Origin of the sequence: Brevundimonas sp. Leaf280 (assembly GCF_001422455.1) — a bacterium.
Classification (GTDB): domain Bacteria; phylum Pseudomonadota; class Alphaproteobacteria; order Caulobacterales; family Caulobacteraceae; genus Brevundimonas.
Genome location: NZ_LMNC01000002.1, coordinates 12,156 through 36,964 on the forward strand (window position 1 = coordinate 12,156; position 24,809 = coordinate 36,964).

A 24,809-nucleotide genomic window follows, 5' to 3' on the forward strand; every position below is an offset into this window, starting at 1 on the left:
CCGATGGCCCAGACAAAAAACGAGCGTCGGGTCGCCCCGACCGAGGCCCGCGCCAAGCTGGTCAACGTGCGTATCAGCCCGCAAAAGCTGAACCTGGTCGCCGCTTCGATCCGCGGCATGCCGGTCCAGAAGGCGCTGAACGAGCTGGAATTCAGCCGTAAGCGCATCGCTGGCGACGTCCGCAAGGTCCTGTATTCGGCGATCTCGAACGCCGAGAACAACCACAACCTCGACATCGACAATCTGGTCGTCGCCGAGGCCTTCGTGGGCAAGAACCTGGTGATGAAGCGTTTCGCGAGCCGTGCTCGCGGTCGTTCGTCGCGCATCCTGAAACCGTTCAGCGAGATCACCATCGTGGTCCGTGAAGCCGGCGAGGCCGCCTGATGGGACAGAAAATCAATCCGGTCGGTCTGCGCCTCGGCGTGAACCGCACGTGGGACAGCCGCTGGTTCGCCGCCGGCGCCGACTATTCCCGCCTGCTGCACCAGGACCTGAAGCTGCGCGAGTGGCTGCGGGAACGCCTGGCCGCCGCCGGCGTGTCGCGCATCATCATCGAGCGCCCGCACAAGAAGTGCCGCATCACCATCTACGCCGCCCGTCCGGGCGTCGTGATCGGCAAGAAGGGCGCTGACATCGAGAAGCTCCGCAAGGACATCTCGGCGCGCACTGAGGGTGAAGTTCACCTGAACATCATCGAAGTCCGCAAGCCGGAAACCGATGCGCAGCTGATCGCCGAGAACATCGCGCAGCAGCTGGAGCGCCGCGTGGCCTTCCGTCGCGCCATGAAGCGTTCGATGCAGTCGGCCATGCGTCTGGGCGCCAAGGGCATTCGTATGAATGTCTCGGGTCGTCTGGGCGGCGCCGAAATCGCACGTATGGAATGGTACCGCGAAGGTCGCGTGCCGCTTCACACGCTGCGCGCCGACATCGACTATGGTTTCTACGAAGCCAAGACGACCTACGGCATCATCGGCGTGAAGGTCTGGGTCTTTAAGGGTGAAGTGCTGGAGCACGATCCCATGGCGCAGGACAAGCGTTGGGCCCAGGAAGCTTCGGGTCCTTCCTCGAACGAAGGCCGCGAACGCGGCGGCCCCCGTGGCGACCGCGGTCCGCGTCGCGACCGGGGACGTGAGAACTAAGTCATGTTGCAACCGAAGAAGACCAAATACCGCAAGGCCTTCAAGGGCCGGATCCATGGCTCGGCCAAGGGCGGTTTCTCGCTGAACTTCGGGTCGTATGGCCTGAAGACGCTGGAGCCGGAACGCATCACCGCGCGTCAGATCGAAGCGGCTCGCCGCGCGATCACTCGCCAGATGAAGCGTCAGGGCCGCGTCTGGATCCGCGTCTTCCCCGACCTGCCCGTCACGGGCAAGCCGGCCGAAGTCCGGATGGGTAAGGGCAAGGGCGCCGTGGACCACTGGGCCGCGCGTTGCCACCCGGGCCGTATCCTGTTTGAAATCGACGGCGTGCCAGACGATGTCGCCCGCGAAGCACTCCGTCTCGGCGCCGCCAAGCTGCCGGTCCGCACCAAGGTCGTGACCCGTATCGACGCCGGCGTCGCGCATGTGGAGGCTGCCGCCTAATGACCAAGATCGCCGATCTGCGGTCGCAAACGACCGACCAACTGTCCGACGAGCTGCTGAAGCTCAAGAAGGAACAGTTCAACCTGCGCTTCCAGGCGGCCACCGGCCAAATGGAAAAGACTCACCGCGTTGGTGAAGTCCGCAAAGACATCGCTCGCATCTCGACGCTTCTGCGCGAGAAGCGTGCGGCCTCGTAAGGAAACGAATATGCCCAAGCGAATTCTTGAAGGCGTGGTCGTGTCCGACAAGGGCGAGAAGACTGTCGTTGTGAAGGTGGAGCGCACCCTGCTTCACCCGCTTCTGAAGAAGACCGTCCGGTCGTCCAAGAAGTACCATGCGCACGACGAAGCCAACGCGCTCAAGGTCGGCGACATCGCTCGCATCGTCGAGTGCGCCCCCAAGTCCAAACTGAAGCGCTGGGAAGTCCTTTCCAACGCCTCCGCCTCGTAATCAGAAGGATCTGATCTTATGATCCAGATGCAAACTAACCTGGAAGTGGCCGATAATTCGGGCGCCCGCCGGGTCATGTGCATCAAGGTGTTGGGCGGCTCCAAGCGCCGCTACGCCTCGATCGGCGACACAATCGTCGCCTCCGTGAAGGAAGCCATCCCGCGCGGCCGTGTGAAGAAGGGCGACGTCGTTCGCGCCATCGTCGTGCGCACCGCCAAGGACATCCAACGCAAGGACGGCTCGGTCATCCGCTTTGACAAGTCGGCCGCCGTCATCGTCAACAAGCAGAACGAGCCTGTCGGCACGCGGATCTTCGGCCCGGTTCCTCGCGAACTGCGCGCCAAGAACCACATGAAGATCATCTCGCTGGCTCCGGAGGTCCTGTAACATGGCCGCCAAGATCAAGAAGGGCGACCGCGTCGTCGTCCTTACCGGCAAGGACAAGGGCCGCACGGGCACCGTGCTGAAGGTCCTGCCCACCGAAAACCGCGTCCTCGTCGAAGGCGTCAACATGGTTCAGCGCCACACGCGCCCGAGCCAGGCTGACCCGCAGGGCGGCATCAAGAACAAGGAAGCCTCGCTTCACCTGTCGAACGTCGCGATCGCCGACGCCAACGGCAAGGCGACCCGCGTCGGCTTCAAGATCGATGGGGACAAGAAGGTCCGCATCGCCAAGACGACGGGAGACGTCATCTGATGGCTACCGAAAAGTACACCCCGCGCCTCAAGGACGAGTATCACGCTCGCATCCGCCAGGTGATGAAAGAAAAGTTCGGCTACACGAACGAAATGCAGGTGCCCAAGCTGGACAAGATCGTCCTGAACATGGGCATCGGCGAAGCCGTCGCGGACTCCAAGAAGGCGAACACCGCCCTCAAGGATCTGACCGCCATTGCCGGTCAGAAGGCCGTCGCCACCAAGGCCCGTAACTCCATCGCCGGCTTCAAGCTGCGCGAAGGCATGGTCATCGGCGGCAAGGTCACCCTGCGTGGCGACCAGATGTACGAGTTCCTGGACCGGTTCATCACGATCGCGCTGCCGCGCGTGAAAGATTTCCGTGGTCTGAAGGGCACGTCCTTCGATGGTCGCGGCAACTACGCCACGGGTCTGAAGGAGCACATCGTGTTCCCGGAGATCAACTACGACCAGATCGATCAGATGTGGGGCATGGACATTGTCGTCTGCACCACGGCCAAGACCGATGAGGAAGCCAAGGCTCTCCTCACCGAGTTCAAGTTCCCGTTCGTGAAGAACTGAGCGGGAAGGGAAGAGCACAATGGCTAAGAAAAGCGCCGTAAACCGCAATGAAGCCGTCAAGGCCCTGGTTGCGAAGTATGCCGCGAAGCGGGCCGCCCTCAAGGCGACCGCCAACGACGAAAACCTGCCGCTGGAGGAGCGCTTCGACGCGCGCCTGAAGCTGGCCGAACTGCCGCGCAACTCCGCGCCGAGCCGCATTCGCAATCGCTGCGAAGTGACGGGTCGTCCGCGGGCGTTCTACCGCAAGCTCAAGATGAGCCGGATTGCGCTGCGTGAACTGGGCAACCTGGGCCAGATTCCCGGCCTGACGAAGTCCAGCTGGTAAGGGGAGCGAACAGACATGATGATCAACGATCCCCTGAGCGATATGATCGCTCGCATCAAGAACGCGGCGACCCGCAAGCGTTCCAAGGTGCTGACCCCGGCTTCCCGTCTACGCCAGCGCGTCCTCGACGTGCTGCAGGACGAAGGCTACATCCGCGGCTACAACCTGGTTCAGAACCCGGGTGAGTTTCCGCAGTTCGAGATCGAGCTGAAGTACTTCGACGGTCAGCCCGTCATCGCTGAGATCGCGCGCGTGTCCAAGCCGGGCCGCCGCGTCTATTCGGCGATCGGCGATCTGAAGCCCGTCAAGAACGGCCTCGGCATCTCGATCCTCTCGACTTCGAAGGGCGTCATGTCCGACGCTTCCGCCCGCGACGCTAACGTCGGCGGCGAAGTCCTCTGCAGGGTCTACTGATATGTCCCGTATTGGCAAGAAAACCATCGCCGTGCCGAAGGGCGTGACTGTCACGCTCGACGGCCAGAACGTCACCGTCAAGGGACCCAAGGGCGAGAGCGCCTGGACCGTCGCCGACGAGATCGAAGTCAAGCAGGAAGGCGACGAACTGTCGCTGACGCCGCGTTCGGACACGCCTCGCGCTCGCGCGATGTGGGGTCTGTCGCGCACCCTGGTCGACAACATGGTCGTCGGCGTCACCACGGGCTTCGAAAAGTCGCTGGAGCTGGTCGGCGTGGGTTACCGCGCCGCGATGAAGGGCGACGCCCTTTCGCTGCAACTCGGCTTCTCGCACGAAGTCGATATCGCTCCGCCGGCCGGCGTCAGCTTCGCTGTGCCGAAGCAGACCGAGATCAAGATCTCGGGCGCTGACAAGCAAGCCGTCGGTCAGATCGCCTCGGTCATCCGCAAGCTGCGTCCGCCGGAGCCCTACAAGGGCAAGGGCGTCCGTTACGCGGGCGAGAAGGTCCGTCGCAAGGAAGGCAAGAAGAAGTAAGTCATGGCTCTTTCTCTTCGACAACAAGCCAAGCGTCGCTCGGAGCGCACGCGTCGCCGCCTTAAGGCTGTCGCCAACGGTCGTCTGCGTCTGTCGGTCTACCGTTCGGACAAGAACATCTCGGCCCAGATCATCGACGACGCCCAGGGCGTGACCGTCGTGGCTGCCTCGTCGCTGGAAGGCGGCAAGGGCAAGCGCGGTTCGGACACGGCTGCGGCCGCCGCGATCGGCAAGCTGATCGCCGAACGCGCCATCGAGAAGGGCGTCAAGGACGTCGTCTTCGACCGTGGCGAGTACATCTATCATGGACGGGTGAAGGCGCTGGCGGAAGCCGCGCGTGAAGCCGGCCTGAACTTCTAAGGGACGCGACAGATGGCGCAACAACCCCAACGCGGCGGCGGCGGCAACGATCGCAACCGTCGTGACAACCGCAACGGTCCCGCTGCTGATGGTCCAGATTCCGACATCGTCGAGAAGCTGGTGCACATCAACCGCGTCGCCGCCACCGTCAAAGGCGGCCGTCGCTTCAGCTTCGCAGCCCTGATGGTCGTCGGCGACGGCAAGGGTCGCGTCGGCTTCGGTCATGGCAAGGCGCGCGAAGTGCCGGAAGCCATCCGCAAGGCGACTGAAGAAGCCAAGAAGACGATGATCCGCGTTCCGCTGCGCGAGAACCGCACGCTGCATCACGACGGCAACGGCCGTTGGGGCGCCGGCAAGATCATGATGCGCGCCGCCCCTCCCGGGACCGGCGTCATCGCGGGCGGTCCGATGCGCGCCGTGCTCGAAACCCTCGGCGTCCAGGACGTCGTGGGCAAGTCGACCGGTTCGTCGAACCCCTACAACATGATCCGCGCGACGTTCGAAGCGCTGAAGGTCCAGTCCTCGCCCCGTCAAGTCGCCTCCAAGCGCGGCAAGAAGGTCGCGGATCTGATGGGCCGCCGCAACGACGGCGCCTCAGCGCCCGAAGCCGTGGAGTCCTAAGTCATGGCTGAGAAGAAAACCCTCACCGTCAAGCAGACCGGTTCGCCGATCCGCCGCAAGAACGACCAGCGCGCCACCCTGGTGGGCCTGGGTCTGAACCGCCTGGGTCGTGAATCGACCCTGGAAGACACGCCTTCGGTTCGCGGGATGATCGCCAAGGTCGCCCACTTGACCGAGATCGTCGAAAAGTAAGCCGTTTCGCCCTCTCCCGGACCCGGGGGAGGGCGTTTCTGCACTTGCGAATACCCAGAGGGTCGCCTATCAGCGGCCCTTCATTTTTTCCAAGCCGAGTCCGGACGATGTCCGGGCGCTAGCACCCGAAAGGATCAGGCACATGAAACTGAACGAAATCCGCGACAACGAAGGCGCCCACAAGAAGCGCATGCGCGTCGGCCGTGGCCCGGGTTCGGGCAAGGGCAAGACCGCTGGCCGTGGCGTCAAGGGTCAGAAGTCGCGTTCGGGCGTCGCCATCGGCGGCTTCGAAGGCGGCCAAATGCCGCTGTACATGCGTATGCCCAAGCGCGGCTTCAACAACGCCAATGCTCTGAAGCTGGCTGAAGTGAACCTGTGGCGCCTGCAAGACGCCGTCGACGCCGGCAAGCTGGACGCCAAGTCCGAACTGAAGGGCGACGCCCTGGTCGCCGCCGGCGTGATCCGTCGCGTCAAGGACGGCGTGCGTCTGCTGGGCACCGGCGAGCTGAAGCAAGCGCTGAACCTGGTCGTCTGGTCGGCCACCGCCGGCGCCAAGAAGGCCATCGAGGCCGCTGGCGGCTCGGTCGTCGAGCAACGCATCGAAGCTGAAGCCAAGGCCGCTGCGCGCGTCGAGAAGCGCAACCTGGCCAAGGGCAAGGTTCCGCCCGCCAAGGCACGCCTGGGCGACGAGAACAAGATCTCGGCCCGCACCAAGCGCGCCGCCGCCAAAGCCTGATCAACGCGTCGTTGCGGCTGATTGGGCCGTGGCCTGAACACATCGCAGCGACGAAAGAACGGAAGCGGCCTCGCAAGAGCGCCGCTTCTCGCCTATCTGACGACTCAATCAGTCGTGGGGACGCATAATGGCTTCGGCCGCAGAACAACTCGCCGCCAATATGAATATGGGCTCGTTCGCGAAAGCGACCGAGCTGCATAAACGCCTGCTGTTCACGCTGGGCGCGCTTCTGGTCTATCGCATCGGCACCTATGTGCCGATCCCGGGCATCAACTCGCAGGCCTTCCTGCAGTTCTTCCAGAACCCGGACGGTCAGCGCGGCATCCTGGACATGTTCAACATGTTCTCGGGCGGCGCGGTCGAGCGCATGGCCATCTTCGCCCTGAACGTGATGCCCTACATATCGGCCTCGATCATCGTGCAGCTGATGGGCACGGTGTATCCGCCCTGGGAGAAGCTGAAGAAGGAAGGCGGCGAAAGCGGCCGTAAGCAGCTGAACCAGTACACCCGCTATCTGACGGTGTTCCTGGCGCTGGCGCAGTCCTTCGGCATCGCGGCGGGCCTGAACAGCACGGCCGGCCTGGTCGACAACCCCGGCATCTTCTTCATCATTTCGACGGTCGTGACCCTGACCGGCGGCACCATGTTCTTGATGTGGCTGGGTGAGCAGGTGACGGCGCGCGGCGTCGGCAACGGCATCTCGCTGATCATCTTCGCCGGTATCGTGGCGGTCCTGCCGTCCACCATCGCCCGCCTGCTGGGCCTGGCCCAACAAGGTCAGATGTCGGCCTTCGCGCTGCTGTTCATCGCCATCCTGGCTGTGGCCACCGTGGTCTTCATCGTCTTCATGGAGCGCGCCCAGCGCCGTCTTTTGATCCAGTATCCGAAGCGCCAGGAAGGCAACCGCATGGCTGGTGGCGAGCGTTCGTTCCTGCCGCTGAAGGTCAACACCGCCGGTGTGATCCCGCCGATCTTCGCCTCGTCGCTGCTGATGCTGCCGACGACGGTTGCGACCATGACGGCTAACGCCGACCTGCCCAGCTGGATGAGCTGGCTGCCGCTGGTGACGGCGCAGCTGACGCACGGCCAGCCGCTGTTTATGGCGCTGTATGCCGCCCTGATCGTCTTCTTCTGCTTCTTCTACACCTCGATCACCTTCAATCCCGAAGACACGGCCGAGAACCTGCGTAAATACGGCGGCTTCCTGCCGGGCATCCGTCCGGGCAAGCGCACGGCGGAATATCTGGACTATGTCCTGACCCGCCTGACCGTGATCGGCGCCGCCTACATCACCGCAGTCTGCCTGCTGCCCGAGTTCATCGTCAGCCAGTTCGGCAACAGCCTGTACTTTGGCGGAACGTCTATCTTGATCGTCGTCTCGGTCACCATGGACACTGTGGCCCAGATCCAGTCCCAACTGCTGGCGCACCAGTACGAAGGCCTGATCAAGAAGGCCAAGCTGCGTGGTCGTGGCGGTCGCGGCGCTCCCACGCCCGTTCGCCGCTAAGTCTTAGGTTGTCAGACGCCCAGGGGAGGGCTGAAGCATGAACTTGATCCTGTTCGGACCGCCGGCGGCGGGCAAGGGCACCCAGGCCAAGCGGCTGGTGGAAGAGAAGGGCATGGTCCAGCTCTCCACCGGCGACATGCTGCGCGCGGCCATCGCCTCGGGCTCGGAGCTGGGGCTCAAGGTCAAGGACGTGCTGGCGCGCGGCGATCTGGTCACCGACGAGATCGTCATCGCCCTGATCGAAGATCGCCTGACGGAGGCCGAGGCCGCCGGCGGCGCCATCTTCGACGGCTTCCCCCGCACCGTGGCCCAGGCCGAGGCGCTGGACGAGATGCTGGCCAAGCGCGGTGTTCAGATCGACGCCGTCGTCCGACTGAAGGTTGACGACGCCGCCCTGACCGAACGGATCGCCAAGCGCTTCGCCGAACAGGGCCGTCCAGACGACAATCCCGAATCCTTCAAGGTTCGGCTCGAGGCCTACAACCGCAACACTGCGCCGCTGCTTCCCTACTATGAAGCTCAGGGCAAGTTGACCGAAGCCGACGGCATGGGCTCGATCGAGTCCGTCGCCAAGGCGATCGACGAGGCCTTGGCCTGATTTGCGTTTTCGGGCGTTGATCGCCTGATGACCGAGTTGGACGATCCTAAACCCCAAAAGACCCGCCTGCGTCGCTGGCGCATGGCGGGCATATTCGTCGGCGTCGCCGTCGCGGAAATCGGCTTGTTCCTGTGGCTAGGACAGGTGAGGGGGCCGGCGCCGACGCCCGTGGTTGAGCCACCGCCGTTCGAGGTCGTTCTCTACGACCCGCCGCCGCCGATTTCCAACGAACCCCCGGCGCCCGAGACGGGCGGCGGCGCCACCGCTGCGCCATCCGTCATTCACACGCCGCCGCCTCCGCCCAAGGAACGCCCCCGCGAAGTTCCCGCCCCGCCTGTCAAGGCGCCGGAGCCTGCGCCCGTCGTCGGGATCGCGCCGTCGCCGTCGCCGCAACCCGGCTTCGGCCAGGGCGGGCAGGGGACAGGCAGCGGATCCGGCGTCGGCTCTGGGTCCGGCCCCGGCAGCGGCTCGACCGGACCGCGTCTGGTCACCGGCCCCACCATCGGCCAGATTCGCGCCAACCATCCGCCGGGCGCCCGCAGCCGGTACGGCCGGGTCGAACTGTCCTGCGTCATTCGCCTGGACAGCCGGCTGGACGGTTGCCGCGTCGTTCAGGAGACCCCCCCCGGCCTGGGCTTCGGCGCGGCCGGCCTGCAAGTGTCGGGCTATTTCCGCTTTCAGCCCCCGACCGAAGACGGTCGCCCCGTCGAGGGCCAGCGGGTCACCGTCGGCGTCGATTTCGGCCGCCCGCCACGCTGAAGCGGCGCCGCGCGGGAGCGGATGTTGACGCCCGGTGAATCATCTGTATAAGGGCGCCTTCCCGCGAAGGGCGCCACGCTCCTGGTTTGTTAACCGGAGCGTTTGTTGCGTCTGACTAACGCGTATCTGGAGAATTTCGTGGCCCGTATTGCTGGCGTCAACATCCCGACCAACAAGCGCGTAGAGATCGCGCTTCAGTATATCCATGGCATCGGCCCCGCCGCCGCCAAGGACATCACCGAGAAGGTGGGCATCGAGCCCGCTCGCCGGGTGAACCAGCTGACGGACGCCGAAGTCCTGTCGATCCGCGAAACGATCGACAAGGATCACACCGTCGAGGGCGACCTGCGCCGCGAGACGTCGATGAACATCAAGCGTCTGATGGATCTGGCCTGCTACCGCGGCCTGCGTCACCGTAAGGGCCTGCCGGTCCGCGGTCAGCGCACCCACACGAACGCCCGCACCCGCAAGGGTCCCGCCAAGCCGATCGCCGGCAAGAAGAAGTAAGACAGACACATGGCCAAGGAACCGGGTCGCGTAAAGAAGCGCGAGCGCAAGAACATCACCTCGGGCGTCGCCCACGTGAATGCTTCGTTCAACAACACCATGATCACGATCACCGATGCCCAGGGCAACGCGATCTCGTGGTCTTCGGCGGGTCACATGGGCTTCAAGGGTTCGCGTAAGTCGACCCCTTACGCCGCTCAGATGGCTGCGGAAGACGCTGGCAAGAAGGCCCAGGAACACGGCGTGAAGACGCTGGAAGTGAACGTCTCGGGTCCGGGCTCCGGCCGTGAATCGGCCCTGCGCGCGCTGCAGTCGGTCGGTCTGACGATCACGACGATCCGCGACGTCACGCCGATGCCGCACAATGGTTGCCGTCCGCCCAAGCGTCGTCGCGTCTAAGCGATAGCGTTCTAAGGCACCCCCAATCTCCGTCCGCTCCATCATGGCCTCGTCGACAAGGCCGGAGCAGGCGAAACCCGTTCGAGGGACAAAATGATCGAAAGAAACTGGCAAGAGCTGATCCGTCCCGAGAAGCCGCAGATCGAGATCGGTTCCGACGCCCAGCGCAAGGCGCGCCTGGTGGCCGAACCCCTCGAGCGTGGCTTCGGCGTTACGCTCGGCAACGCGCTCCGTCGCGTTCTGCTGTCCTCGCTGCAAGGCGCGGCCGTCACGGCCATCCAGATCGACGGCGTCGTTCATGAATTCTCGTCGCTGGAAGGCGTGCGCGAAGACGTGGTCGACATCGTCCTGAACATCAAGCAACTGGCGCTGCGTATGCACGCCGAAGGCCCCAAGCGCATGACCCTGCGCGCCACGGGCCCCGGTCCGGTGACGGCCGGCCAGATCGACGTGCCGGCGGACATCGAGGTTCTGAACCCCGACCACGTCATCTGCACGCTGGACGACGGCGCATCGGTGCGCATGGAACTGACCGTCCAGAACGGCAAGGGCTATGTCGCCGCCGAGCTGAACCGTCCGGAAGATGCGCCGATCGGCCTGATCGCCGTCGACGCCCTGTATTCGCCGGTCAAGAAGGTGGCTTACCGCGTCGAGCCGACCCGTCAGGGTCAGTCGCTGGACTACGACAAGCTGTTGCTGGAAGTCGAAACCAACGGTGCGGTCACGCCGGTTGACGCCGTGGCCTATGCCGCGCGCATCCTGCAGGACCAGCTCCAGATCTTCATCACCTTCGAAGAGCCCAAGAAGGCTGTCGAGCAGTCGGACGGCAAGCCCGACCTGCCCTTCAACCCGGCGCTGCTGAAGAAGGTGGACGAGCTGGAACTGTCGGTTCGTTCGGCCAACTGCCTGAAGAACGACAACATCGTCTACATCGGCGACCTGATCCAGAAGACCGAGGGCGAAATGCTTCGCACTCCGAATTTCGGCCGCAAGTCGTTGAACGAGATCAAGGAAGTTCTCACGACGATGGGCCTCAGCCTCGGCATGGACGTGCCGAACTGGCCGCCCGAAAACATCGAAGATCTGGCCAAGAAGTTCGACGACCAGATCTAAGTTCAACCCTCCGCCCGTCTCCTTCGGGAGAATGTCGGGGCGGTTAGAAGATTACGGTTCCAGGTCCGCTTGAGGATACCGGTTCCGGAGTAGGAGAGACCCAGATGCGCCACGGCGCCGCCCATCGTAAACTCGGTCGCACGAGCAGCCACCGCACCGCCATGTTCGCGAACATGGCCGCCTCGCTGATCAAGCACGAGCAGATCACCACGACCCTGCCCAAGGCGAAGGAACTGCGTCCCTTCGTCGAGAAGCTGGTCACCCTCGCCAAGAAGGGCGACCTGCACGCTCGTCGTCAGGCCATCAGCCAGGTTCGCGACGTGCCGCAAGTCGGCAAGCTGTTCGAAACGCTCGGCCCGCGCTACAGCGAGCGCAACGGCGGCTATATCCGCATCATGAAGGCGGGCTTCCGTCACGGCGACAACGCCCCGATGGCCGTCATCGAGTTCGTCGATCGCGACGTCGAAGCCAAGGGCAAGGACTCCGGTCCGGTCCTGGCCTTCGAAGGCGGCGACGAAGACTAAAGATTTGGTCGCATGACCAAACGCCGGAAGGGCGGTCGGAGCAATCCGACCGCCCTTTTGCTTTGCGCGGACACGGGGCATGAGAGATGAATGAGCGTCGCCATCATTGATTTCCGTCCCGACCACGCCGCCGTCTGGGCGCAGCTGAACACGGCCTGGCTGGCCGAGGGCGGGTTCGCCGTCGAGGCCAAGGATCGGCTCGCCATCGACGATCCGCAGGGGGTGTTCCTGGACAAGGGCGGGCGGATCTTCATCGCGGAGCGGGATGGGCAGGCCGTGGGGTGCTGCGCTCTGATTCCGACCGACGACGGGGTCGAGGTCTGCAAGATGACGGTCACGCCCGCCGCGCGCGGCCTCGGATTGGCGCGGCGCCTGCTTGAGGCCTGCGAAGCGGCGGCGCGGCAAGCGGGCGCTGCCCGGCTCTATCTGGAAACCAACAGCGCCCTGAAACCCGCGATCGCCCTGTATGAAAGCGCCGGCTTCGTTCACCTGCCGCCAAGGCCCACGCCCTACGTGCGCGCCGACGTCTTCATGGAAAAGCGGCTTCAGCCGTCCAGGACGCGGATGTAGACGCCTTCCGCGGCTGGCTGGTTGCGGAAGGCGCGCGTAGTCCGTCGCCGCCTATTCCTTGGACAAATCCTGGCGGTTGAACCAGGCGACGGCGGCGGCGAAGGGGACGCCGATCCAGAAGGCCAGGCTGAGAACGCCCTTGAGTACGGCATGATCGGGTAGTTGCGCCGCCGATGCGCCGCCCTCGATGGCGGCCTTCAGCAGGTCGGTGGCCATGCCGGGCGACAGCAGGGGCAGAAGCCAGCCGTCCGGCCTCACGCCCATCGGCAGCAGCAGTTGCGGCAGGAAGAACTGGGCCACGCCGATCACCAGCGGTGCGAACAGGGCCGCAAGCAATGAGCGGGTCACCACGGCGGCCAGAAGGCCGAGCATGGTGAACTGCAGGATGCGCGCCCAGGAGGTCAGGGTCAGCAGGCCGAAGTCCGTCGCGGCTGCGCCAGTCATTGAGAAGGTCAGGGGGCGGCCGAACACCGCCGCCTGGATTACACTGGCGATCACGTCGGAGATCAGGGCGGCGATGGTCGCCAGCACGATCACCAGACCCACCACCGCGACCTTGCCGGTCAGCAGGTTCGGCCGGGTGTTGCGCGCGCTGATCAGCCGCCAGGTCTCCCACCGATAGTCGCCGGCATAGATGGTGGCTGCACCGATCAGGACGAACATCAGGATCGCGGGATTGGCGAAGTCGCCCGCGCTCTTGACCAGGGCCATCCCCAGATCGAGCGGGCCGCCCTTCATCATGTCCGGCGGCAGCTTGCCCGCCAGCTTGGCCTCGTTGGCCTTGGCGACGACGAAGCCCAGGGTGGCGAGGATTAAGCCCATGATGGGGATGAACAGCACGCTCCAGAACAGGGCGGTGCGGTTCTTGGACAGGCGGTAGGTTTCGGAACGGATCGCGTCAGCCAGCACGGTTTTGCTCCTGCACGCCGGTCCAGCCGGTTTCGCTCATGAAGACGTCTTCCAGGTCCGCGCCGATCCAGCGGGCTTCTTCGATATCGACTCCGCCCTCGACCAGAGCCTTGATGGCGGCGGCGGCTTCGCTACGCGGCAGGGCGGCCACGATCGCGTCGCCCTCAAGCGTCGCGCGGTCGCCCAGCACGGACATGGCTTTAGCCAGAGGCGTGACGGACAGGCGCAGACGCTCGCCCGAGGCGGTCAGGTCGGAGACGCGGCCCTCGGTGATCACCTTGCCCTTGTTGAAGATGGCGACGCGGTCGCAGACGCGCTGGACCTCCTGAAGCTGGTGGCTGGCCAGGATGACCGTCACGCCGTCGTGGTCGGCAAGGCTGCGGATCAGGGCGCGCATCTCCTGGATGCCGGGCGGATCCATGCCGCTGGTCGGTTCATCCAGAATGACTAGATCCGGCTTGGTCATCAGGGCGGCGGCGACGCCCAGGCGTTGCAGCATGCCGACGGAAAAACCCTTCACGCGGCGATTGGCGGCCTCGGTCAGGCCGACGCGTTGCAGCCAGTTGTGGATCTCGGCCGAGGACACGCCGCCATGGGCGCGGGCCAGCCATTCCAGCACCTGGCGGGCGGTCATGAACGGCGGAAAGCGCGGCGTCTCGATCATCGAGCCCATGCGCCGCATCGAGGCCGGATTGCCGATCCGACCGCCCATCACCGTGGCCTCGCCCTCGGTCGGACGAATCAGACCCAACAGGGTGCGAAACAGCGTCGATTTGCCCGCACCATTGGGCCCCAGAATGCCGTAGACCCCGCCGCGCGGGATCGACAAGGTCAGGCCGTCCAAGGCCTTTACCGTCCCGTAGGTCTTGGTCAGGCCGCGAATGTCGATGACGGTTTCCATACGCCAAGCTTGGCGAGTGAACGCCGGTCGCACAAGCCGTCGCGTGGCTGTCGTCCATTAAGTTTAGGCAATGGTTCAGAGTCGCCTTGGAGTAAGTTCATGTCTCGTTTCGTCGCCGCCAGCCTGGCCGTGGCCGCCGCCTTCGCCGTCGCGTCCTGCGCCGGGGCCCCGCAATCCGCCCTTACATCTCCGATTGTCGAGCAGGCCGCGCAGACGACCCGTCCCGATCTGGTCATCCTGGTGTCGATCGACGGCTTCTCGCCGGACTATCTGGGCAAGGGGCAGACGCCGGTGCTGGATGGACTGGTCGCCGGCGGCGCGTTCGGGTCGATGCGGCCGTCGTTCCCCAGCGTGACCTTCCCCAACCACTATACGCTGGTGACGGGACTGCACCCGGACCATCACGGGGTGGTCGGCAACCGGTTCACCGACGCGCAACTGGGCGCCTTCACCATGGCCAGCAAGGAAAGCGGCTTCTGGGATCAGGGCGAGCCGATCTGGGTCACGGCCGAAAAGGCCGGCGTGCGCACCGGCACCATGTTCTGGCCGGGATCGGAGGTCGAGATCCACGGCGTAAGGCCCAGCCAGTGGGCGCCGTTCGACCAGGGAATGCCGGGCGATGCGCGCGTGGATCGTCTGCTGTCGTGGCTGGACCTGCCGTTGGATCAGCGACCGAAGCTGGAGACGCTCTATTTCGACATCGTCGATACCGCCGGTCATCGCAACGGCCCCGATGCGCCCGAGACGCGCGCCGCCGCCGCATCGGTGGACGCCTCGATGGCACGGTTGATCGAGGGGCTGAAGGCGAGGGGGCTTTATGAACGCACAATGCTGGTCGTGGTGTCGGATCACGGCATGGCCGCGACCTCGCCGGATCGGGTCGTGTGGATCGACGACATCATCGATCCGGCTGCGCTGAAGATCGGCTATGGCGGAGCGGTCCTGACCGCCGATCCGGCGCCGGGCCGCGAGGCCGAGGTGCAGCTGAAGCTGGTCGGACGCCATCCGCATATGGAATGCTGGAACAAGGCCGATGTGCCGGCGCGGCTGGTCTATGGATCCAACCCGCGCGTGGCGCAGATCGTCTGTCTGGTCGAGACTGGCTGGTTGACGGCGACGCGGGATCGGCCGGTGACGCGGGCGGGCGGCGCTCACGGTTATGACAATCAGGCGCCGGAGATGGCGGCGATCTTCATCGCCCATGGGCCGGGCGTGGTCGCCGGGCGTCGGCTGACCGATATGGACAGTGTCGATGTGCAGCCTTTCCTAGCGCGGATGCTCGGTATCGCGGCGCCGGCCGGCGACGGGCGGGCGCAAGACACCTTGCCCGTCACCATGCCCTGATGGGGTGATTGGCGAGCCGACGATTTGAGCGCACACTGGTCGCCAGAGGGAGAGGGGCGAAGATGCGCAAAAGTCTATGGGTCGCGACGGTTTCGGTCGCCTGTCTGATTGCGCCCGTGGCGGTCGCCGACGCCACGGCGACGGCGGCGACCGTGGCCCTGATCACCAATCCGCAGGTCTGCGGCCGGGTCGGCGCCGTCGGCGATGTCCTGCCGACACGCGACATGGTCATGGCCCCGGGCTTCGGCGACGAGGGCTTCGCGGTTGATACGCAGAACCCCGAGGCCCAGGCCTGGTTCGACCATGGCGTGCGGCTGCGCTGGGCGTTCGAGCATTCGGAATCGGTGCGGGCGTTCAGGAAGGCGAGGCAGTTGGACCCGTCGTGCGGCATGTGCGCCTGGGGCGAGGCCTGGGCGATCGGGCCGAACCTGAATGGCGGCGGCGGCGATCCCGAATCGATCGCTACAGGCCTGCGCGTTGCACGTGACGCGCGGCGTCTGGCCCGAGACGCCACGCCGATGCAGCGGCAGATGATCGACGCCCTGATCCAGCGCTATTCCGGCAAGGAGAAGACCCGCGCCTTGCGTTACGCCCGCGCCATGGACCGGATCGCAAAGCGTCACGCCGACGACGTATCGGTCGCCTCGATCACCGCCGACGCCTGGATGCTCCAGCCCGAGGGCGAATGGTGGGACAAGGACGGCAAGGCGACCGATCCGGCCGTCACCCGCGCCATGGCGATCCTGGAGCACGCCCTGAAGGTGAAGCCGAACGATCCGGGCGCCATTCACCTGTATATCCACCTGACCGAATGGTCGGACGATCCGCACAGGGCGCTGGCCTATGGCGAGCGGCTGGCCCTGCTGGCGCCGGGCGCCAGCCATCTGGTGCACATGCCGTCGCACACCTTCTATCGGGTCGGGCGCTACAAGGATGCGATGATGTCCAACGTCAACGCCGTGGCGCTGGACAAGAGCTACGACCAACTGGTCGGCCCGCCAGGCGGCATTCGCGGCATGCGGCTGCATGCTCACAACATCCATTTCGGCATGGGCGGCGCCTTGATGGCGGGCGGGGCCGAGCGGGGGCTGGAGCTGGCCGACTGGTATATGGCGACCTATCCGCAGCTGGCGGGACCGCCCGAGGCGGGCGAGGACGGCTATGTCGTCTATCGTCAGGTTATGGCGGCGGACGCCTATGCGCTTTACGGCCGGTTCGGATCGGACGCCCAAGTCGCGGCGCTGGCCGAACCAGACGTGGGCCGTCCGCTGATGCGGGTCGGTTGGCGCTATGCACGGGGCGAGGCGGCGGCGCGGCGCGGCGATGCGGCGGCCGTTCGGGTCGAGGCCCAGGCCATCGCCGGCCTGCTGGCGGACAAGGCGTTCAAGGGCCCGATGGCGGATCGTCAGACCGGTTTCGCCGAACTGTTCCAGAATGTGCTAGAAGGCCGCGCGGCCATGATCGATCAAGACTATCCCGCCGCCATCGCCGCCTATGGCCGGGCGGCGGCGATCCAGGCCATGGCGCCCGAGGGCGGCGATCCGCCGATGATCTGGTATCCGACGCGCCGAAGCCTGGCCGCCGCCATGCTGGCGTCCGGCGATGCGGCGGGCGCCAAGGCCAAGATCGGCGAACTGCTGAAGGATTGGCCGAACGACCCGTACAGCTACTACGTCCTCTACCGCGCCGAACAGGCGCTGGGCGACGAGACAGCGGCCAATGACGCCCTGCGCCACGCCGGCGTCGAATGGATCGGCGGACAGATGAGTTTGGCCGAGGCCTGACGCCTCGGCCGCAGGTTGGTCAGCGCTTCGCTGCTTCGATCAGTTTGCCGATCTCGGCCGGGTCGATGCCGGGGCTGGCCTTGCCGTTGACGAAGAAGGTCGGCGTGCCGCGCAGGCGCAGGGCGGCGGCCGTGGTGTGGATGTCGGCGATGTGGCGCGTGGTGTCGGGCGCGGCGATCGCGGCCTTGGCGCGGGCCATGTCCACGCCATGCGCCGCCAGGATGGCGTCGATCGCTTCGATCGACAGCGCCCGCTCGGTCATCAGGGCGTCATAGACCTCCAGATACTTGCCCTGCTGGTGCGCGGCCAGGGCGGCGCGGGCGGCATATTGGGAGGTGATGTCGTCGCCACGGTCCAGGATGGGCCAGTCCTTGAAGACGAAGCGGACCTCCGGATGGGCGGCCATCAGAGCGCGATAGTCGTGGGCCACGGCCTTGCAGCCGGGGCAGCGGAAGTCGAAGAATTCGATCACCGTGACCTTGGCGTTCGCTGGACCGAAGGCCGGATCGCGGGCGTCGGGCGCCAGGAGGCCGGCGTTGGCGGCGGCGGCCTGGTTCGTCTCCTCGACGGCGGCCTCTGCGTCCTTGGTCTGAAGCGCCATCTGCGCCTCCTGCAAGACCTCGGGATGCTCCAGCAGATACGCACGCACGTTCGATCCGCCGGTCAGATAGGGCGCGGCAGAAAAGCCCAGCGCGATGACCGACAGGCCCAGGGCCAGATAGCCGGCGCGGCCGCCGCTGAGCCAGGCAGGCTTGGCGGTCTTGGTTTCAGGCGCAGGCGTGGGGGCGTGGTCGGTCATTCAGGCTCGCAGTCGGCGGTAAGGTCAGTTGAGGGTGGCGGGCCGGCGCGCGGCGTCGCGGCGGTCCAGGTCGTTGAGATCGTCGGGCGTGGCGCCCGAGGCCAGGACGATATCGACGGCGCGTCGCCATTCGATTGAACCGGGATCCAGCATGGAGCGGGCGCGCAGGGCGAATTGGGTGGCCTGTTTCTCGTCCCCGCCGGCGAAATAGTACTCCGCCGAGGCCAGGCGCGCCTCGCCCTCCTTGCCTTGCGAAGCATAAGCCTGGGCCAGCAGTCGCCAGGCCATGGTGTTGTCCTTCTCGGCGACGACGGCGTGTTTCAGCTGATCGATGGCCTCGTCCAGCTTGGCCTTGTCGTTGGTCTCGATCAGGGCGTGGGCGAGGTTGACGCGCAGCAGGGGGGCGTCGGGCTTCAGGCGGACCGCCTCGCGGTGGGCGGCGACGGCCTCGGCCGGGCGGCCTTCCTCGAACAGGATCTGGCCCTTCAGTTCCTGGAAATAGGGGTTGTTCACGTCGCCCGCGATCAGGGCATCCACCGCCGTCAGGGCCTTGTCTGTCTGGCCGTCGCGATACCAGGCGATGGTGCGGGCGTAGCGGCCGGGCAGGGAGGTGTCGGTCGATGGATAGTCGCGCAGGGTGGCGTTCGGCGCATCCATGAAGGCGTGGATCTTGGCCAGGATCAGCGCGTGCTGCGCCATACGTTCGGGGCTGTCGCGATGGTCGTAGTGCGGCTGTTCCTGCACGTAGCGACGCAGGCTTTCGATCCGGTTCGACGACAGGGGGTGGCTGCGGAAATAGGGATAGCGGCGGGCGTCGGAGAAGACCTCCTGCGAGCGGAAGTTCTCAAAGAAAGACACCAGTCCGGCGCCGGATTCACCGGCCGCCTCCAGCGCCCGCGCGCCGGAGATGTCGGCCTCGCCTTCCTGGCTCTGCATATAATGCAGCGCGCCAAGAGCGCCGAAATACTGGCTGGAGCCCAGCAGGGCCACGCCTGCGTCCGGCGCGCCGGCGGCGATCGCCAGGGCGCCCAGCGCCATCGTCATGAACATCGGCTGTTTGCTGGCGTTCTCGGCCCCGTCGCGCAAGGTGTGGCGGTTCTTGATGTGGCCCGCCTCGTGCGCCATCACGCCCAGCAGTTCACCGGGCGTCTTGGTGCGCAGGATCAGGCCGGTGTTGACGCCCATGATCCGGCCGCGTGTCGCAAAGGCGTTCAGGTCGTTGTCGTTGACCAGCAGGACTTCGATGTCGTTCGGGTTCAGCCCCATGGCTACGAAGACAGGGTCGGCCCATTCGCGCACGATGCCCTCGACCTCGGTGTCGCGGATCAGGCTTTGCGCGGAGGCCTGGCCGGCGACGGAAACAGCCATCAAGGCCGTCGCCGCCAGAACGCGGGATGCAGATCGGGGAAGCCATCTCATGGCTCTACTCCAACAACGACCGGCCCCCGCCTGTATCCAGACAGTCTAATCGTGACCGATCAGCGGCGCCACCACCCGCGCTTGGGCTTTTCGGGCGGTGCGACGATCTGATTCGGATCTTCGGCGATGATCGCCTCGACATCCACCTCGGGCGTCGGCGCCACGAACGGCTCGGCCAGGACGGCCGGCTGGGGTTCGGCCGAAACGGGCGGGGCGACCGGCGCGGCAGGCTGCTCGACCGGGACGACCTCGGCCGGTTCGGCGGCCAGCGCCTCGTGGGGCGTCACGTCCAGCTCTACCGGCGCGCCTTGGACCGTGGCTTCGTTCGGCTCAATGGCGGTGTCGGGATGCGGTTCGGTCGCGATCTCGACATTGGCGCTGGCCGACTTGCGGCGCACGCGACGACGCTGAGGTTCGGGCGCGATGGCCGGGGCGGCTGGCTCGACGGCCTCGGTCGGCTCAACCATGACGGCCATCGGCGTCTCGGGCGAGCCGTCGGGCGGCATGCCTTCGTTGGTGGCGCGGTTCTCGACCTTGATCTCGTGGCTGACGGGACCGTCGCCACGGCCGCGACCGCGACGACGGCGACGACGCGAACGGCCGCCTTCCTCGCCGGAGCCTTCGCCAGCCCCGTTATTGGCGACGACGACATCCAGGCCTTCGATCTCGGACTTAGCAACAGCGGGGCGTTCAGCTCGCTCGGGGCGCTCGCCGCGTTCCGGACGACCTTCCGAGCGGCCAGGGTTCAGCGGGTCGAACCAGACATAGGGGTCGTCCAGCGACGGCGTGCGGCCGCGAACCCAGGTGTAGACGTCGCGCTCGCCATCCTCGCGGACGCGGCGACCGCCACGGCGGCCACGGCGACGGCGGCGGCCGTTTTCGTCTTCCTCATCGTCCGAGGCGTCGTCAGCGCTGACCGTATCGACGGCCTCGACGTCGGAGGTTTCCTCGTCGCGACGACCGCCGCGACGGCGACGGTTGCGCCCACGACCGCGATCGCGACCGCCTTCATGACGTTCCGAACGTTCGCGCGGTTCGTCGTCGTCGCTGTCTTCGCGGTCCAGGGATTCGACCGTGTCGTCATCGTCGTCGGCGATGATCTCCTCGTCGTCGTCCTCATCCTCGTCTTCGTACAGCGAGGCGTCGAAGTCGTCGTCGAGGTTGGGCATCTCGATCTCGGGCGCGACGAAGTCCTCGTTCGTCTCGGTGCGCTCGATATTGTGTTCGCCCTGACCCAGGCTGTCGTCGATCTGGACGATGACGTTCAGGCCGCGACGTTCCAAGAGCGACTGCAGATAGGCGCGCTTGTGGTTCAGGATGTACAGGCCAACGGCGGTGCAGACCTTCAGCACCAGGACGCCCGCGCCGTTCTTGCCGGCCTCGATGTCGACCGCGCGCAGGGTCATCAGGGCGGCGGATTCGGCCGAGCGGATGCGGCCCGTGCCCTGGCAGTGCGGGCAGGCCTCGGTCGCGCCCTCGATCACGCCCAGGCGGCGACGCTGGCGGCTGATTTCCATCAGGCCGAAGGGCGAGATGCGGCCCATCTGGATGCGGGCGCGGTCGGAGGACAGCGCCTCCTTCAGCACGCGCTCGACGGCGCGGTTGTTCTTGCCCTCATCCATGTCGATGAAGTCGATGACGACCAGGCCGGCGAGGTCGCGCAGGCGCAGCTGGCGGGCGGCTTCCTCGGCCGCTTCCATATTGGTCTTGAACGCCGTCTGCTCGACGTTGCGTTCCTTGGTGGCGCGGCCCGAGTTGACGTCAATGGCCACCAGGGCCTCGGTCTGGTTGATCACCAGATAGCCGCCGGACTTCAGCGGCACGACCGGCTGATGGATCTGCGTCAGCAGTTCCTCGATGCCATTGGCCGCGAACAGGGGCCGCGAGCCGCGATACAGGTGAACCTTCTTGGCCTGCGCCGGCATCAGCACGCGCATGAAGTCGCGCGCTTCCTTGAAGCCCTCGACGCCCTCGACCTGGATGCCGTCGAAATCCTTGTCGAACATGTCGCGCACGGCGCGGCGGACCAGGTTCTCTTCCTCGTAGATCACCGAGGGGGCGTGAGAGGCGAGGGTGGTCTCGCGGATCGTTTCCCACAGGCGCAGCAGATATTGATAGTCGCGCTTGATCTCGGCCTTGGTGCGCTTGGCGCCCGCCGTGCGGATGATCAGGCCCATGCCCTTGGGCACTTCCAGGGCCGAGACGGCGCTCTTCAGGCGACGACGGTCAGAGGTGTTCGTGATCTTGCGCGAAATGCCGCCGCCCTTGCCGGTGTTAGGCATCAGCACGCAGTAGCGGCCGGCCAGCGACAGCCAGGTGGTCAGGGCCGCGCCCTTGGCGCCGCGCTCGTCCTTGACGACCTGGACCAGCAGGATCTGGCGGCGCTTGATGACGTCCTGGATCTTGTAGCGACGCATCAGGCGGCGCTTCAGCCGCTCTTCGTCGGCCAGCGCCGATTCGGGGTCGACGTCATCGCCGGTCGATTCGCGGTCGAGATCGTCTTCGTCCTCATCGTCATGCGCCTCGGCCATGATGGCTTCGCGGTCGGCGACGGGGATCTGGTAGTAGTCGGGGTGGATTTCGTTGAAGGCGAGGAAGCCGTGGCGATTGCCGCCGTATTCAATGAAGGCGGCCTGCAGGCTGGGCTCTACGCGAGTGACCTTGGCGAGGTAGATGTTGCCGCGAAGCTGGCGCTTCGCACGGGATTCGAAATCGAATTCCTCAATCTTGCGCCCGTCCACGATGGCGACCCGGGTCTCCTCGGGATGCGCCGCATCGATCAGCATTGTCTTTGACATGGAAAGTCTCTCTCTGGCGCGCGCAGGCCGACCGTCCCGGATCTCCGGACAGGGTCATGGCGGCTCGCCGAATGAAGGTGAGGGCCGGCGCGCGCGACATCCCCTCGCCGAGAACGGCGAAGAAGGCTTGATCAAGCCGTTGGGGAACGCAGGCGGAAAGGCCCATTAAGTCGTCGGTCCTGAACCGGGCGCGCCAATCCCTTGGGAAGGCCGCGTCCCTGGTCCGCTCTTCGAACCATCGGCCAGGCCGGGGCGGTTCTAGGATTGGTGAAAGTCAACGCCGCGAGGAGGGCGCGCCAAGATTCGCAGAGGCGAAATCGGCGCGATCGGTTCGCGAGCGGTCACAGCATAGTCTTGCAACGGGAGAATTAAAAGGCGCTCGCCTTAACCCCCTGAATACGAGCCTCTGTCATGATGGGGTTCAAGTAGGCTTAAACCGGGTTCGCCGACGCAGATGAGCGGTCGCGTTTTGACAGGTCTGATGCGCTGGGGCGCGAAGGAGTGGGCGATGACCGCCCTGGCCTTCGTGGTCATCTGCATGGGCGGTCTGTCCGCAACGCGCGGTTTCGCCTGGGGCGCGCAGGGCGATGTGTTGGCGGTGCGCTTCGGCGCCGATGGCGATCGGACCCGCGTCGTCATCGATCTGGACAAGACGGCGCAAGGACGCGTCATCGACGCGGGCGGCGAAGGCCGGGTGGTGCTGGCCCTCAGCGGTGTTGCGCCAGGGCGTGGTCTAAACGGTGGCGGTTCGGGCCTAGTGCGCTCTTATGAAGTTACGTCGTCCGGCGGTTCGTCGCGAGTTCAGCTAGAACTGGCGCGCGGCAGCGAGATCGAACGGCGCTTCCTGCTGCCGCCCGGCGACGGGGTCAGCCATTATCGTTATGTCGTGGACCTGAAGGCGACGGGAGCCGCCGCGCGCGCCTCGACCACGCCGGCGCCGCGCGCCAGCGCGCCGCCGCGCCGCGCTGAACGCCCCCTGATTGTCATCGACGCCGGCCATGGCGGCAATGATCCGGGCGCCAGCGGCGCAAGCGCCCAGGAAAAGCAGGTTACGTTGGCCGCCGCCCTGGCGTTGAAGGCCGAGCTTGAGAAGAACGGCCGCTATCGCGTGCGCCTGACGCGGACCGACGACCGCTATGTCGACCTTTATCGCCGTGTCTCCATCGCGCGTCAGGCCGACGCCGATCTGTTCATTTCCTTGCATGCCGACGCCGGCGCCGATCCGGCGCTGCGCGGGGCCAGCGTCTATACCTTGTCGGAGCAGGGCGCCGGCCGCGCCGTGCGCGAGTTCACACGCGGCGACAACTGGCATCGCGAGCTGCATCTGCCGGGCCGTGATCCGTCGGTGGATCGCATCCTGCTCGACATGACCCAGCGCGCGACCCAGAACCGCTCGGCCCAGTTCGCGCGTGTCCTGCTGACCCATTTGGAGGGCTCGGACCATCCTCTCTTGCGCCGCAGCCATCGCGATGCGGGCCTGGCTGTCCTGTTGGCGCCCGACGTGCCGGCCGTGCTGCTGGAAATGGGCTTCATCACAAACCCCGAGGACGAGCGGCTTCTGACCGACGAGCGCGCGCGCCGTCGCCTGATGAAGTCGGTGGCGGACGGGATTGATCGCTATTTCCGCGAACCGTCGAGCCCGATGATGGCCGCCACGAACAGCCAGGCCGCTGGTCAGCCCTGATCCGGCGCAACCAAGCCGGCCGTCGCCGGTTTTCGGACCATGAAAAAAGCGATTGTCACGGGCGGATCGGGCCTGATCGGAACGGGCGTCTGTAAGGCCTTGCTGGCCAACGGATGGGAAGTCGCCTCCTTCGACCTGAAGCCGGGAGAGGGCGAAGCGCGTCATATCGACTGCGATTTGGGTGATGAGGACTCGGTCAAACAAGCGTTTGAGACGCTGGGCTGGTCGTCGTTGGAGCTGCTGGTCAACAACGGGGGCATCGCCGACCCGGTGAACGGCCCGCTGGCTAAGCTGTCGCTAGCGGACTGGCGCAAGACCATCGACAGCCATCTGACCGGCGCCTTTTTGATGAGCCGCGCCGCCATTCCGATGCTGAACGAGGGCGGCGCCATCGTGAACATGATCTCGACGCGCGCCTTCATGTCCGAGCCGCACACCGACGCCTATGCGGCGTCCAAGGGTGCGCTGTTCGCCCTGACACACGCCCTGGCGATTAGTGAAGGCCCTCGAATCCGCGTGAATGCCATTGCGCCCGGCTGGATTTCGGATGGCGAGGATCTGCGTTCTGTCGATCACGAACAGCACCCGGTCGGCCGCGTCGGCCGCGCCGAGGATATCGCCGGTGCTGTGCTCTATCTCGCCGAAGCGAGTTTCGTGACGGGCCAGGTGCTGACTGTGGACGGCGGCCTGACACGCAAGATGATCTACGCCGACTAGGCCG

Annotated in this window: 31 protein-coding genes and 1 pseudogene; 27 read left to right on the forward strand and 5 right to left on the reverse strand. The window is 65.8% G+C overall.

Annotated features, from left to right (window positions below; genetic code table 11):
- The first annotated feature begins 3 nt into the window (after positions 1-3).
- From rplV to ASF31_RS03620, 23 genes and pseudogenes are all read left to right on the forward strand, one after another.
- Positions 4-384 carry a 50S ribosomal protein L22 gene (gene rplV / locus ASF31_RS03510; protein ID WP_017506054.1) on the forward strand — a complete coding sequence of 127 codons (381 nt, stop codon included), beginning with the start codon at positions 4-6 and terminating at the stop codon, positions 382-384.
- Positions 384-1,139: a 30S ribosomal protein S3 gene (gene rpsC, locus ASF31_RS03515; RefSeq protein ID WP_017506053.1), complete on the forward strand. Its 756-nt coding sequence runs from the start codon at positions 384-386 to the stop codon at positions 1,137-1,139. The genes rplV and rpsC overlap by 1 nt, the downstream gene beginning before the upstream one ends.
- 3 nt (positions 1,140-1,142) lie before the next feature.
- Positions 1,143-1,583, forward strand: a complete 441-nt coding sequence (rplP, locus tag ASF31_RS03520) for a 50S ribosomal protein L16 (RefSeq protein WP_017506052.1) — start codon at positions 1,143-1,145, stop codon at positions 1,581-1,583.
- Positions 1,583-1,780, forward strand: coding sequence for a 50S ribosomal protein L29 (rpmC, locus tag ASF31_RS03525; protein WP_008263673.1), 198 nt, complete (start codon positions 1,583-1,585; stop codon positions 1,778-1,780). The genes rplP and rpmC overlap by 1 nt, the downstream gene beginning before the upstream one ends.
- 10 nt (positions 1,781-1,790) lie before the next feature.
- Entirely contained in the window at positions 1,791-2,033 is a 243-nt protein-coding gene (gene rpsQ / locus ASF31_RS03530; protein ID WP_017506051.1) for a 30S ribosomal protein S17, read from the forward strand.
- An 18-nt stretch (positions 2,034-2,051) separates the two neighbouring features.
- Complete coding sequence (gene rplN / locus ASF31_RS03535; protein ID WP_003164378.1) at positions 2,052-2,420, forward strand: 50S ribosomal protein L14; 369 nt, start codon at positions 2,052-2,054, stop codon at positions 2,418-2,420.
- A gap of 1 nt (position 2,421) precedes the next feature.
- Positions 2,422-2,730: a 50S ribosomal protein L24 gene (gene rplX / locus ASF31_RS03540; protein WP_055753392.1), complete on the forward strand. Its 309-nt coding sequence runs from the start codon at positions 2,422-2,424 to the stop codon at positions 2,728-2,730.
- Positions 2,730-3,290, forward strand: coding sequence for a 50S ribosomal protein L5 (rplE, locus tag ASF31_RS03545; RefSeq protein WP_017506049.1), 561 nt, complete (start codon positions 2,730-2,732; stop codon positions 3,288-3,290). Before rplX ends, rplE begins: the two co-directional genes overlap by 1 nt.
- 19 nt (positions 3,291-3,309) lie before the next feature.
- A complete protein-coding gene (rpsN, locus tag ASF31_RS03550; RefSeq protein WP_055753393.1) occupies positions 3,310-3,615 on the forward strand; it encodes a 30S ribosomal protein S14 in 306 nt (101 codons plus the stop codon).
- 15 nt (positions 3,616-3,630) lie between these two features.
- Positions 3,631-4,029, forward strand: coding sequence for a 30S ribosomal protein S8 (gene rpsH / locus ASF31_RS03555; RefSeq protein ID WP_008262310.1), 399 nt, complete (start codon positions 3,631-3,633; stop codon positions 4,027-4,029).
- Position 4,030: 1 nt separating this feature from the next.
- Positions 4,031-4,564, forward strand: coding sequence for a 50S ribosomal protein L6 (gene rplF / locus ASF31_RS03560; protein WP_055753394.1), 534 nt, complete (start codon positions 4,031-4,033; stop codon positions 4,562-4,564).
- A 3-nt stretch (positions 4,565-4,567) separates the two neighbouring features.
- A complete protein-coding gene (gene rplR / locus ASF31_RS03565; RefSeq protein ID WP_008259637.1) occupies positions 4,568-4,924 on the forward strand; it encodes a 50S ribosomal protein L18 in 357 nt (118 codons plus the stop codon).
- Positions 4,925-4,936: 12 nt separating this feature from the next.
- Positions 4,937-5,545 (forward strand): 30S ribosomal protein S5, encoded by a 609-nt coding sequence (rpsE, locus tag ASF31_RS03570; protein WP_055753395.1) that lies wholly within the window; start codon positions 4,937-4,939, stop codon positions 5,543-5,545.
- Positions 5,546-5,548: 3 nt separating this feature from the next.
- Positions 5,549-5,737, forward strand: a complete 189-nt coding sequence (gene rpmD / locus ASF31_RS03575; RefSeq protein ID WP_055753396.1) for a 50S ribosomal protein L30 — start codon at positions 5,549-5,551, stop codon at positions 5,735-5,737.
- Positions 5,738-5,879: 142 nt separating this feature from the next.
- Positions 5,880-6,335, forward strand: a pseudogene (rplO, locus tag ASF31_RS03580) (50S ribosomal protein L15); the annotation flags it as partial.
- A 265-nt stretch (positions 6,336-6,600) separates the two neighbouring features.
- A complete protein-coding gene (secY, locus tag ASF31_RS03585; RefSeq protein WP_017506043.1) occupies positions 6,601-7,980 on the forward strand; it encodes a preprotein translocase subunit SecY in 1,380 nt (459 codons plus the stop codon).
- A gap of 37 nt (positions 7,981-8,017) precedes the next feature.
- Positions 8,018-8,578, forward strand: coding sequence for an adenylate kinase (locus tag ASF31_RS03590; RefSeq protein ID WP_017506042.1), 561 nt, complete (start codon positions 8,018-8,020; stop codon positions 8,576-8,578).
- A 27-nt stretch (positions 8,579-8,605) separates the two neighbouring features.
- The gene (locus ASF31_RS03595; RefSeq protein ID WP_055753398.1) at positions 8,606-9,337 is read left to right on the forward strand and encodes an energy transducer TonB; all 732 of its coding nucleotides are present in this window, start codon (positions 8,606-8,608) and stop codon (positions 9,335-9,337) included.
- Between the two features lie 138 nt (positions 9,338-9,475).
- Complete coding sequence (gene rpsM / locus ASF31_RS03600) at positions 9,476-9,844, forward strand: 30S ribosomal protein S13 (RefSeq protein ID WP_026108555.1); 369 nt, start codon at positions 9,476-9,478, stop codon at positions 9,842-9,844.
- Positions 9,845-9,853: 9 nt separating this feature from the next.
- The gene (gene rpsK / locus ASF31_RS03605) at positions 9,854-10,243 is read left to right on the forward strand and encodes a 30S ribosomal protein S11 (RefSeq protein WP_013268944.1); all 390 of its coding nucleotides are present in this window, start codon (positions 9,854-9,856) and stop codon (positions 10,241-10,243) included.
- A 93-nt stretch (positions 10,244-10,336) separates the two neighbouring features.
- The gene (locus ASF31_RS03610) at positions 10,337-11,356 is read left to right on the forward strand and encodes a DNA-directed RNA polymerase subunit alpha (RefSeq protein WP_017506040.1); all 1,020 of its coding nucleotides are present in this window, start codon (positions 10,337-10,339) and stop codon (positions 11,354-11,356) included.
- Positions 11,357-11,460: 104 nt separating this feature from the next.
- Complete coding sequence (rplQ, locus tag ASF31_RS03615) at positions 11,461-11,880, forward strand: 50S ribosomal protein L17 (RefSeq protein WP_055753399.1); 420 nt, start codon at positions 11,461-11,463, stop codon at positions 11,878-11,880.
- Positions 11,881-11,970: 90 nt separating this feature from the next.
- Positions 11,971-12,450: a GNAT family N-acetyltransferase gene (locus ASF31_RS03620; RefSeq protein ID WP_055753400.1), complete on the forward strand. Its 480-nt coding sequence runs from the start codon at positions 11,971-11,973 to the stop codon at positions 12,448-12,450.
- 51 nt (positions 12,451-12,501) lie between these two features.
- Here the strand turns inward: ASF31_RS03620 and ASF31_RS03625 are convergent, their stop codons facing one another.
- Complete coding sequence (locus ASF31_RS03625) at positions 12,502-13,359, reverse strand: ABC transporter permease subunit (RefSeq protein WP_055753401.1); 858 nt, start codon at positions 13,357-13,359, stop codon at positions 12,502-12,504.
- Positions 13,349-14,260 carry an ABC transporter ATP-binding protein gene (locus ASF31_RS03630; RefSeq protein WP_055753402.1) on the reverse strand — a complete coding sequence of 304 codons (912 nt, stop codon included), beginning with the start codon at positions 14,258-14,260 and terminating at the stop codon, positions 13,349-13,351. Before ASF31_RS03630 ends, ASF31_RS03625 begins: the two co-directional genes overlap by 11 nt.
- 99 nt (positions 14,261-14,359) lie before the next feature.
- Here ASF31_RS03630 and ASF31_RS03635 point away from each other — a divergent pair, with 99 nt between their 5' ends.
- Both ASF31_RS03635 and ASF31_RS03640 read left to right on the forward strand, forming a co-directional pair.
- Positions 14,360-15,604, forward strand: a complete 1,245-nt coding sequence (locus tag ASF31_RS03635; protein ID WP_055753403.1) for an ectonucleotide pyrophosphatase/phosphodiesterase — start codon at positions 14,360-14,362, stop codon at positions 15,602-15,604.
- A 62-nt stretch (positions 15,605-15,666) separates the two neighbouring features.
- Entirely contained in the window at positions 15,667-17,388 is a 1,722-nt protein-coding gene (locus ASF31_RS03640) for a hypothetical protein (RefSeq protein WP_055753404.1), read from the forward strand.
- Positions 17,389-17,407: 19 nt separating this feature from the next.
- On the opposite strand, the gene ASF31_RS03645 is transcribed toward ASF31_RS03640, so the two are convergent.
- The 3 genes from ASF31_RS03645 to ASF31_RS03655 are packed head-to-tail and all read right to left on the reverse strand — an operon-like array spanning position 17,408 to position 22,404.
- Entirely contained in the window at positions 17,408-18,187 is a 780-nt protein-coding gene (locus ASF31_RS03645) for a thioredoxin domain-containing protein (protein ID WP_055753405.1), read from the reverse strand.
- A 24-nt stretch (positions 18,188-18,211) separates the two neighbouring features.
- On the reverse strand, positions 18,212-19,606 hold the full coding sequence (locus ASF31_RS03650; RefSeq protein WP_055753406.1) for a M48 family metalloprotease: 1,395 nt from the start codon (positions 19,604-19,606) through the stop codon (positions 18,212-18,214).
- Between the two features lie 59 nt (positions 19,607-19,665).
- Positions 19,666-22,404: a ribonuclease E/G gene (locus ASF31_RS03655; protein ID WP_055753407.1), complete on the reverse strand. Its 2,739-nt coding sequence runs from the start codon at positions 22,402-22,404 to the stop codon at positions 19,666-19,668.
- Positions 22,405-22,912: 508 nt separating this feature from the next.
- Here ASF31_RS03655 and ASF31_RS03660 point away from each other — a divergent pair.
- Together ASF31_RS03660 and ASF31_RS03665 are read left to right on the forward strand one after the other, a co-directional pair.
- Positions 22,913-24,088, forward strand: a complete 1,176-nt coding sequence (locus ASF31_RS03660; protein WP_200918563.1) for an N-acetylmuramoyl-L-alanine amidase — start codon at positions 22,913-22,915, stop codon at positions 24,086-24,088.
- A 39-nt stretch (positions 24,089-24,127) separates the two neighbouring features.
- Positions 24,128-24,805, forward strand: a complete 678-nt coding sequence (locus tag ASF31_RS03665) for an SDR family oxidoreductase (RefSeq protein WP_055753409.1) — start codon at positions 24,128-24,130, stop codon at positions 24,803-24,805.
- The last annotated feature ends 4 nt before the right edge of the window (positions 24,806-24,809 follow it).

Excerpts from the sequence above, each read along its gene's own strand:
- rplV (WP_017506054.1), top strand. The coding sequence starts at position 4 with ATGGCCCAGACAAAAAACGAGCGTCGGGTCGCCCCGACCGAGGCCCGC.
- rpsC (WP_017506053.1), top strand. The coding sequence starts at position 384 with ATGGGACAGAAAATCAATCCGGTCGGTCTGCGCCTCGGCGTGAACCGC.
- rplP (WP_017506052.1), top strand. The coding sequence starts at position 1,143 with ATGTTGCAACCGAAGAAGACCAAATACCGCAAGGCCTTCAAGGGCCGG.
- rpmC (WP_008263673.1), top strand. The coding sequence starts at position 1,583 with ATGACCAAGATCGCCGATCTGCGGTCGCAAACGACCGACCAACTGTCC.
- rpsQ (WP_017506051.1), top strand. The coding sequence starts at position 1,791 with ATGCCCAAGCGAATTCTTGAAGGCGTGGTCGTGTCCGACAAGGGCGAG.
- rplN (WP_003164378.1), top strand. The coding sequence starts at position 2,052 with ATGATCCAGATGCAAACTAACCTGGAAGTGGCCGATAATTCGGGCGCC.
- rplX (WP_055753392.1), top strand. The coding sequence starts at position 2,422 with ATGGCCGCCAAGATCAAGAAGGGCGACCGCGTCGTCGTCCTTACCGGC.
- rplE (WP_017506049.1), top strand. The coding sequence starts at position 2,730 with ATGGCTACCGAAAAGTACACCCCGCGCCTCAAGGACGAGTATCACGCT.
- rpsN (WP_055753393.1), top strand. The coding sequence starts at position 3,310 with ATGGCTAAGAAAAGCGCCGTAAACCGCAATGAAGCCGTCAAGGCCCTG.
- rpsH (WP_008262310.1), top strand. The coding sequence starts at position 3,631 with ATGATGATCAACGATCCCCTGAGCGATATGATCGCTCGCATCAAGAAC.
- rplF (WP_055753394.1), top strand. The coding sequence starts at position 4,031 with ATGTCCCGTATTGGCAAGAAAACCATCGCCGTGCCGAAGGGCGTGACT.
- rplR (WP_008259637.1), top strand. The coding sequence starts at position 4,568 with ATGGCTCTTTCTCTTCGACAACAAGCCAAGCGTCGCTCGGAGCGCACG.
- rpsE (WP_055753395.1), top strand. The coding sequence starts at position 4,937 with ATGGCGCAACAACCCCAACGCGGCGGCGGCGGCAACGATCGCAACCGT.
- rpmD (WP_055753396.1), top strand. The coding sequence starts at position 5,549 with ATGGCTGAGAAGAAAACCCTCACCGTCAAGCAGACCGGTTCGCCGATC.
- secY (WP_017506043.1), top strand. The coding sequence starts at position 6,601 with ATGGCTTCGGCCGCAGAACAACTCGCCGCCAATATGAATATGGGCTCG.
- ASF31_RS03590 (WP_017506042.1), top strand. The coding sequence starts at position 8,018 with ATGAACTTGATCCTGTTCGGACCGCCGGCGGCGGGCAAGGGCACCCAG.
- ASF31_RS03595 (WP_055753398.1), top strand. The coding sequence starts at position 8,606 with ATGACCGAGTTGGACGATCCTAAACCCCAAAAGACCCGCCTGCGTCGC.
- rpsK (WP_013268944.1), top strand. The coding sequence starts at position 9,854 with ATGGCCAAGGAACCGGGTCGCGTAAAGAAGCGCGAGCGCAAGAACATC.
- ASF31_RS03610 (WP_017506040.1), top strand. The coding sequence starts at position 10,337 with ATGATCGAAAGAAACTGGCAAGAGCTGATCCGTCCCGAGAAGCCGCAG.
- rplQ (WP_055753399.1), top strand. The coding sequence starts at position 11,461 with ATGCGCCACGGCGCCGCCCATCGTAAACTCGGTCGCACGAGCAGCCAC.
- ASF31_RS03620 (WP_055753400.1), top strand. The coding sequence starts at position 11,971 with ATGAGCGTCGCCATCATTGATTTCCGTCCCGACCACGCCGCCGTCTGG.
- ASF31_RS03630 (WP_055753402.1), bottom strand. The coding sequence starts at position 14,260 with ATGGAAACCGTCATCGACATTCGCGGCCTGACCAAGACCTACGGGACG.
- ASF31_RS03635 (WP_055753403.1), top strand. The coding sequence starts at position 14,360 with ATGTCTCGTTTCGTCGCCGCCAGCCTGGCCGTGGCCGCCGCCTTCGCC.
- ASF31_RS03640 (WP_055753404.1), top strand. The coding sequence starts at position 15,667 with ATGCGCAAAAGTCTATGGGTCGCGACGGTTTCGGTCGCCTGTCTGATT.
- ASF31_RS03645 (WP_055753405.1), bottom strand. The coding sequence starts at position 18,187 with ATGACCGACCACGCCCCCACGCCTGCGCCTGAAACCAAGACCGCCAAG.
- ASF31_RS03650 (WP_055753406.1), bottom strand. The coding sequence starts at position 19,606 with ATGAGATGGCTTCCCCGATCTGCATCCCGCGTTCTGGCGGCGACGGCC.
- ASF31_RS03655 (WP_055753407.1), bottom strand. The coding sequence starts at position 22,404 with ATGTCAAAGACAATGCTGATCGATGCGGCGCATCCCGAGGAGACCCGG.
- ASF31_RS03660 (WP_200918563.1), top strand. The coding sequence starts at position 22,913 with ATGACCGCCCTGGCCTTCGTGGTCATCTGCATGGGCGGTCTGTCCGCA.
- ASF31_RS03665 (WP_055753409.1), top strand. The coding sequence starts at position 24,128 with ATGAAAAAAGCGATTGTCACGGGCGGATCGGGCCTGATCGGAACGGGC.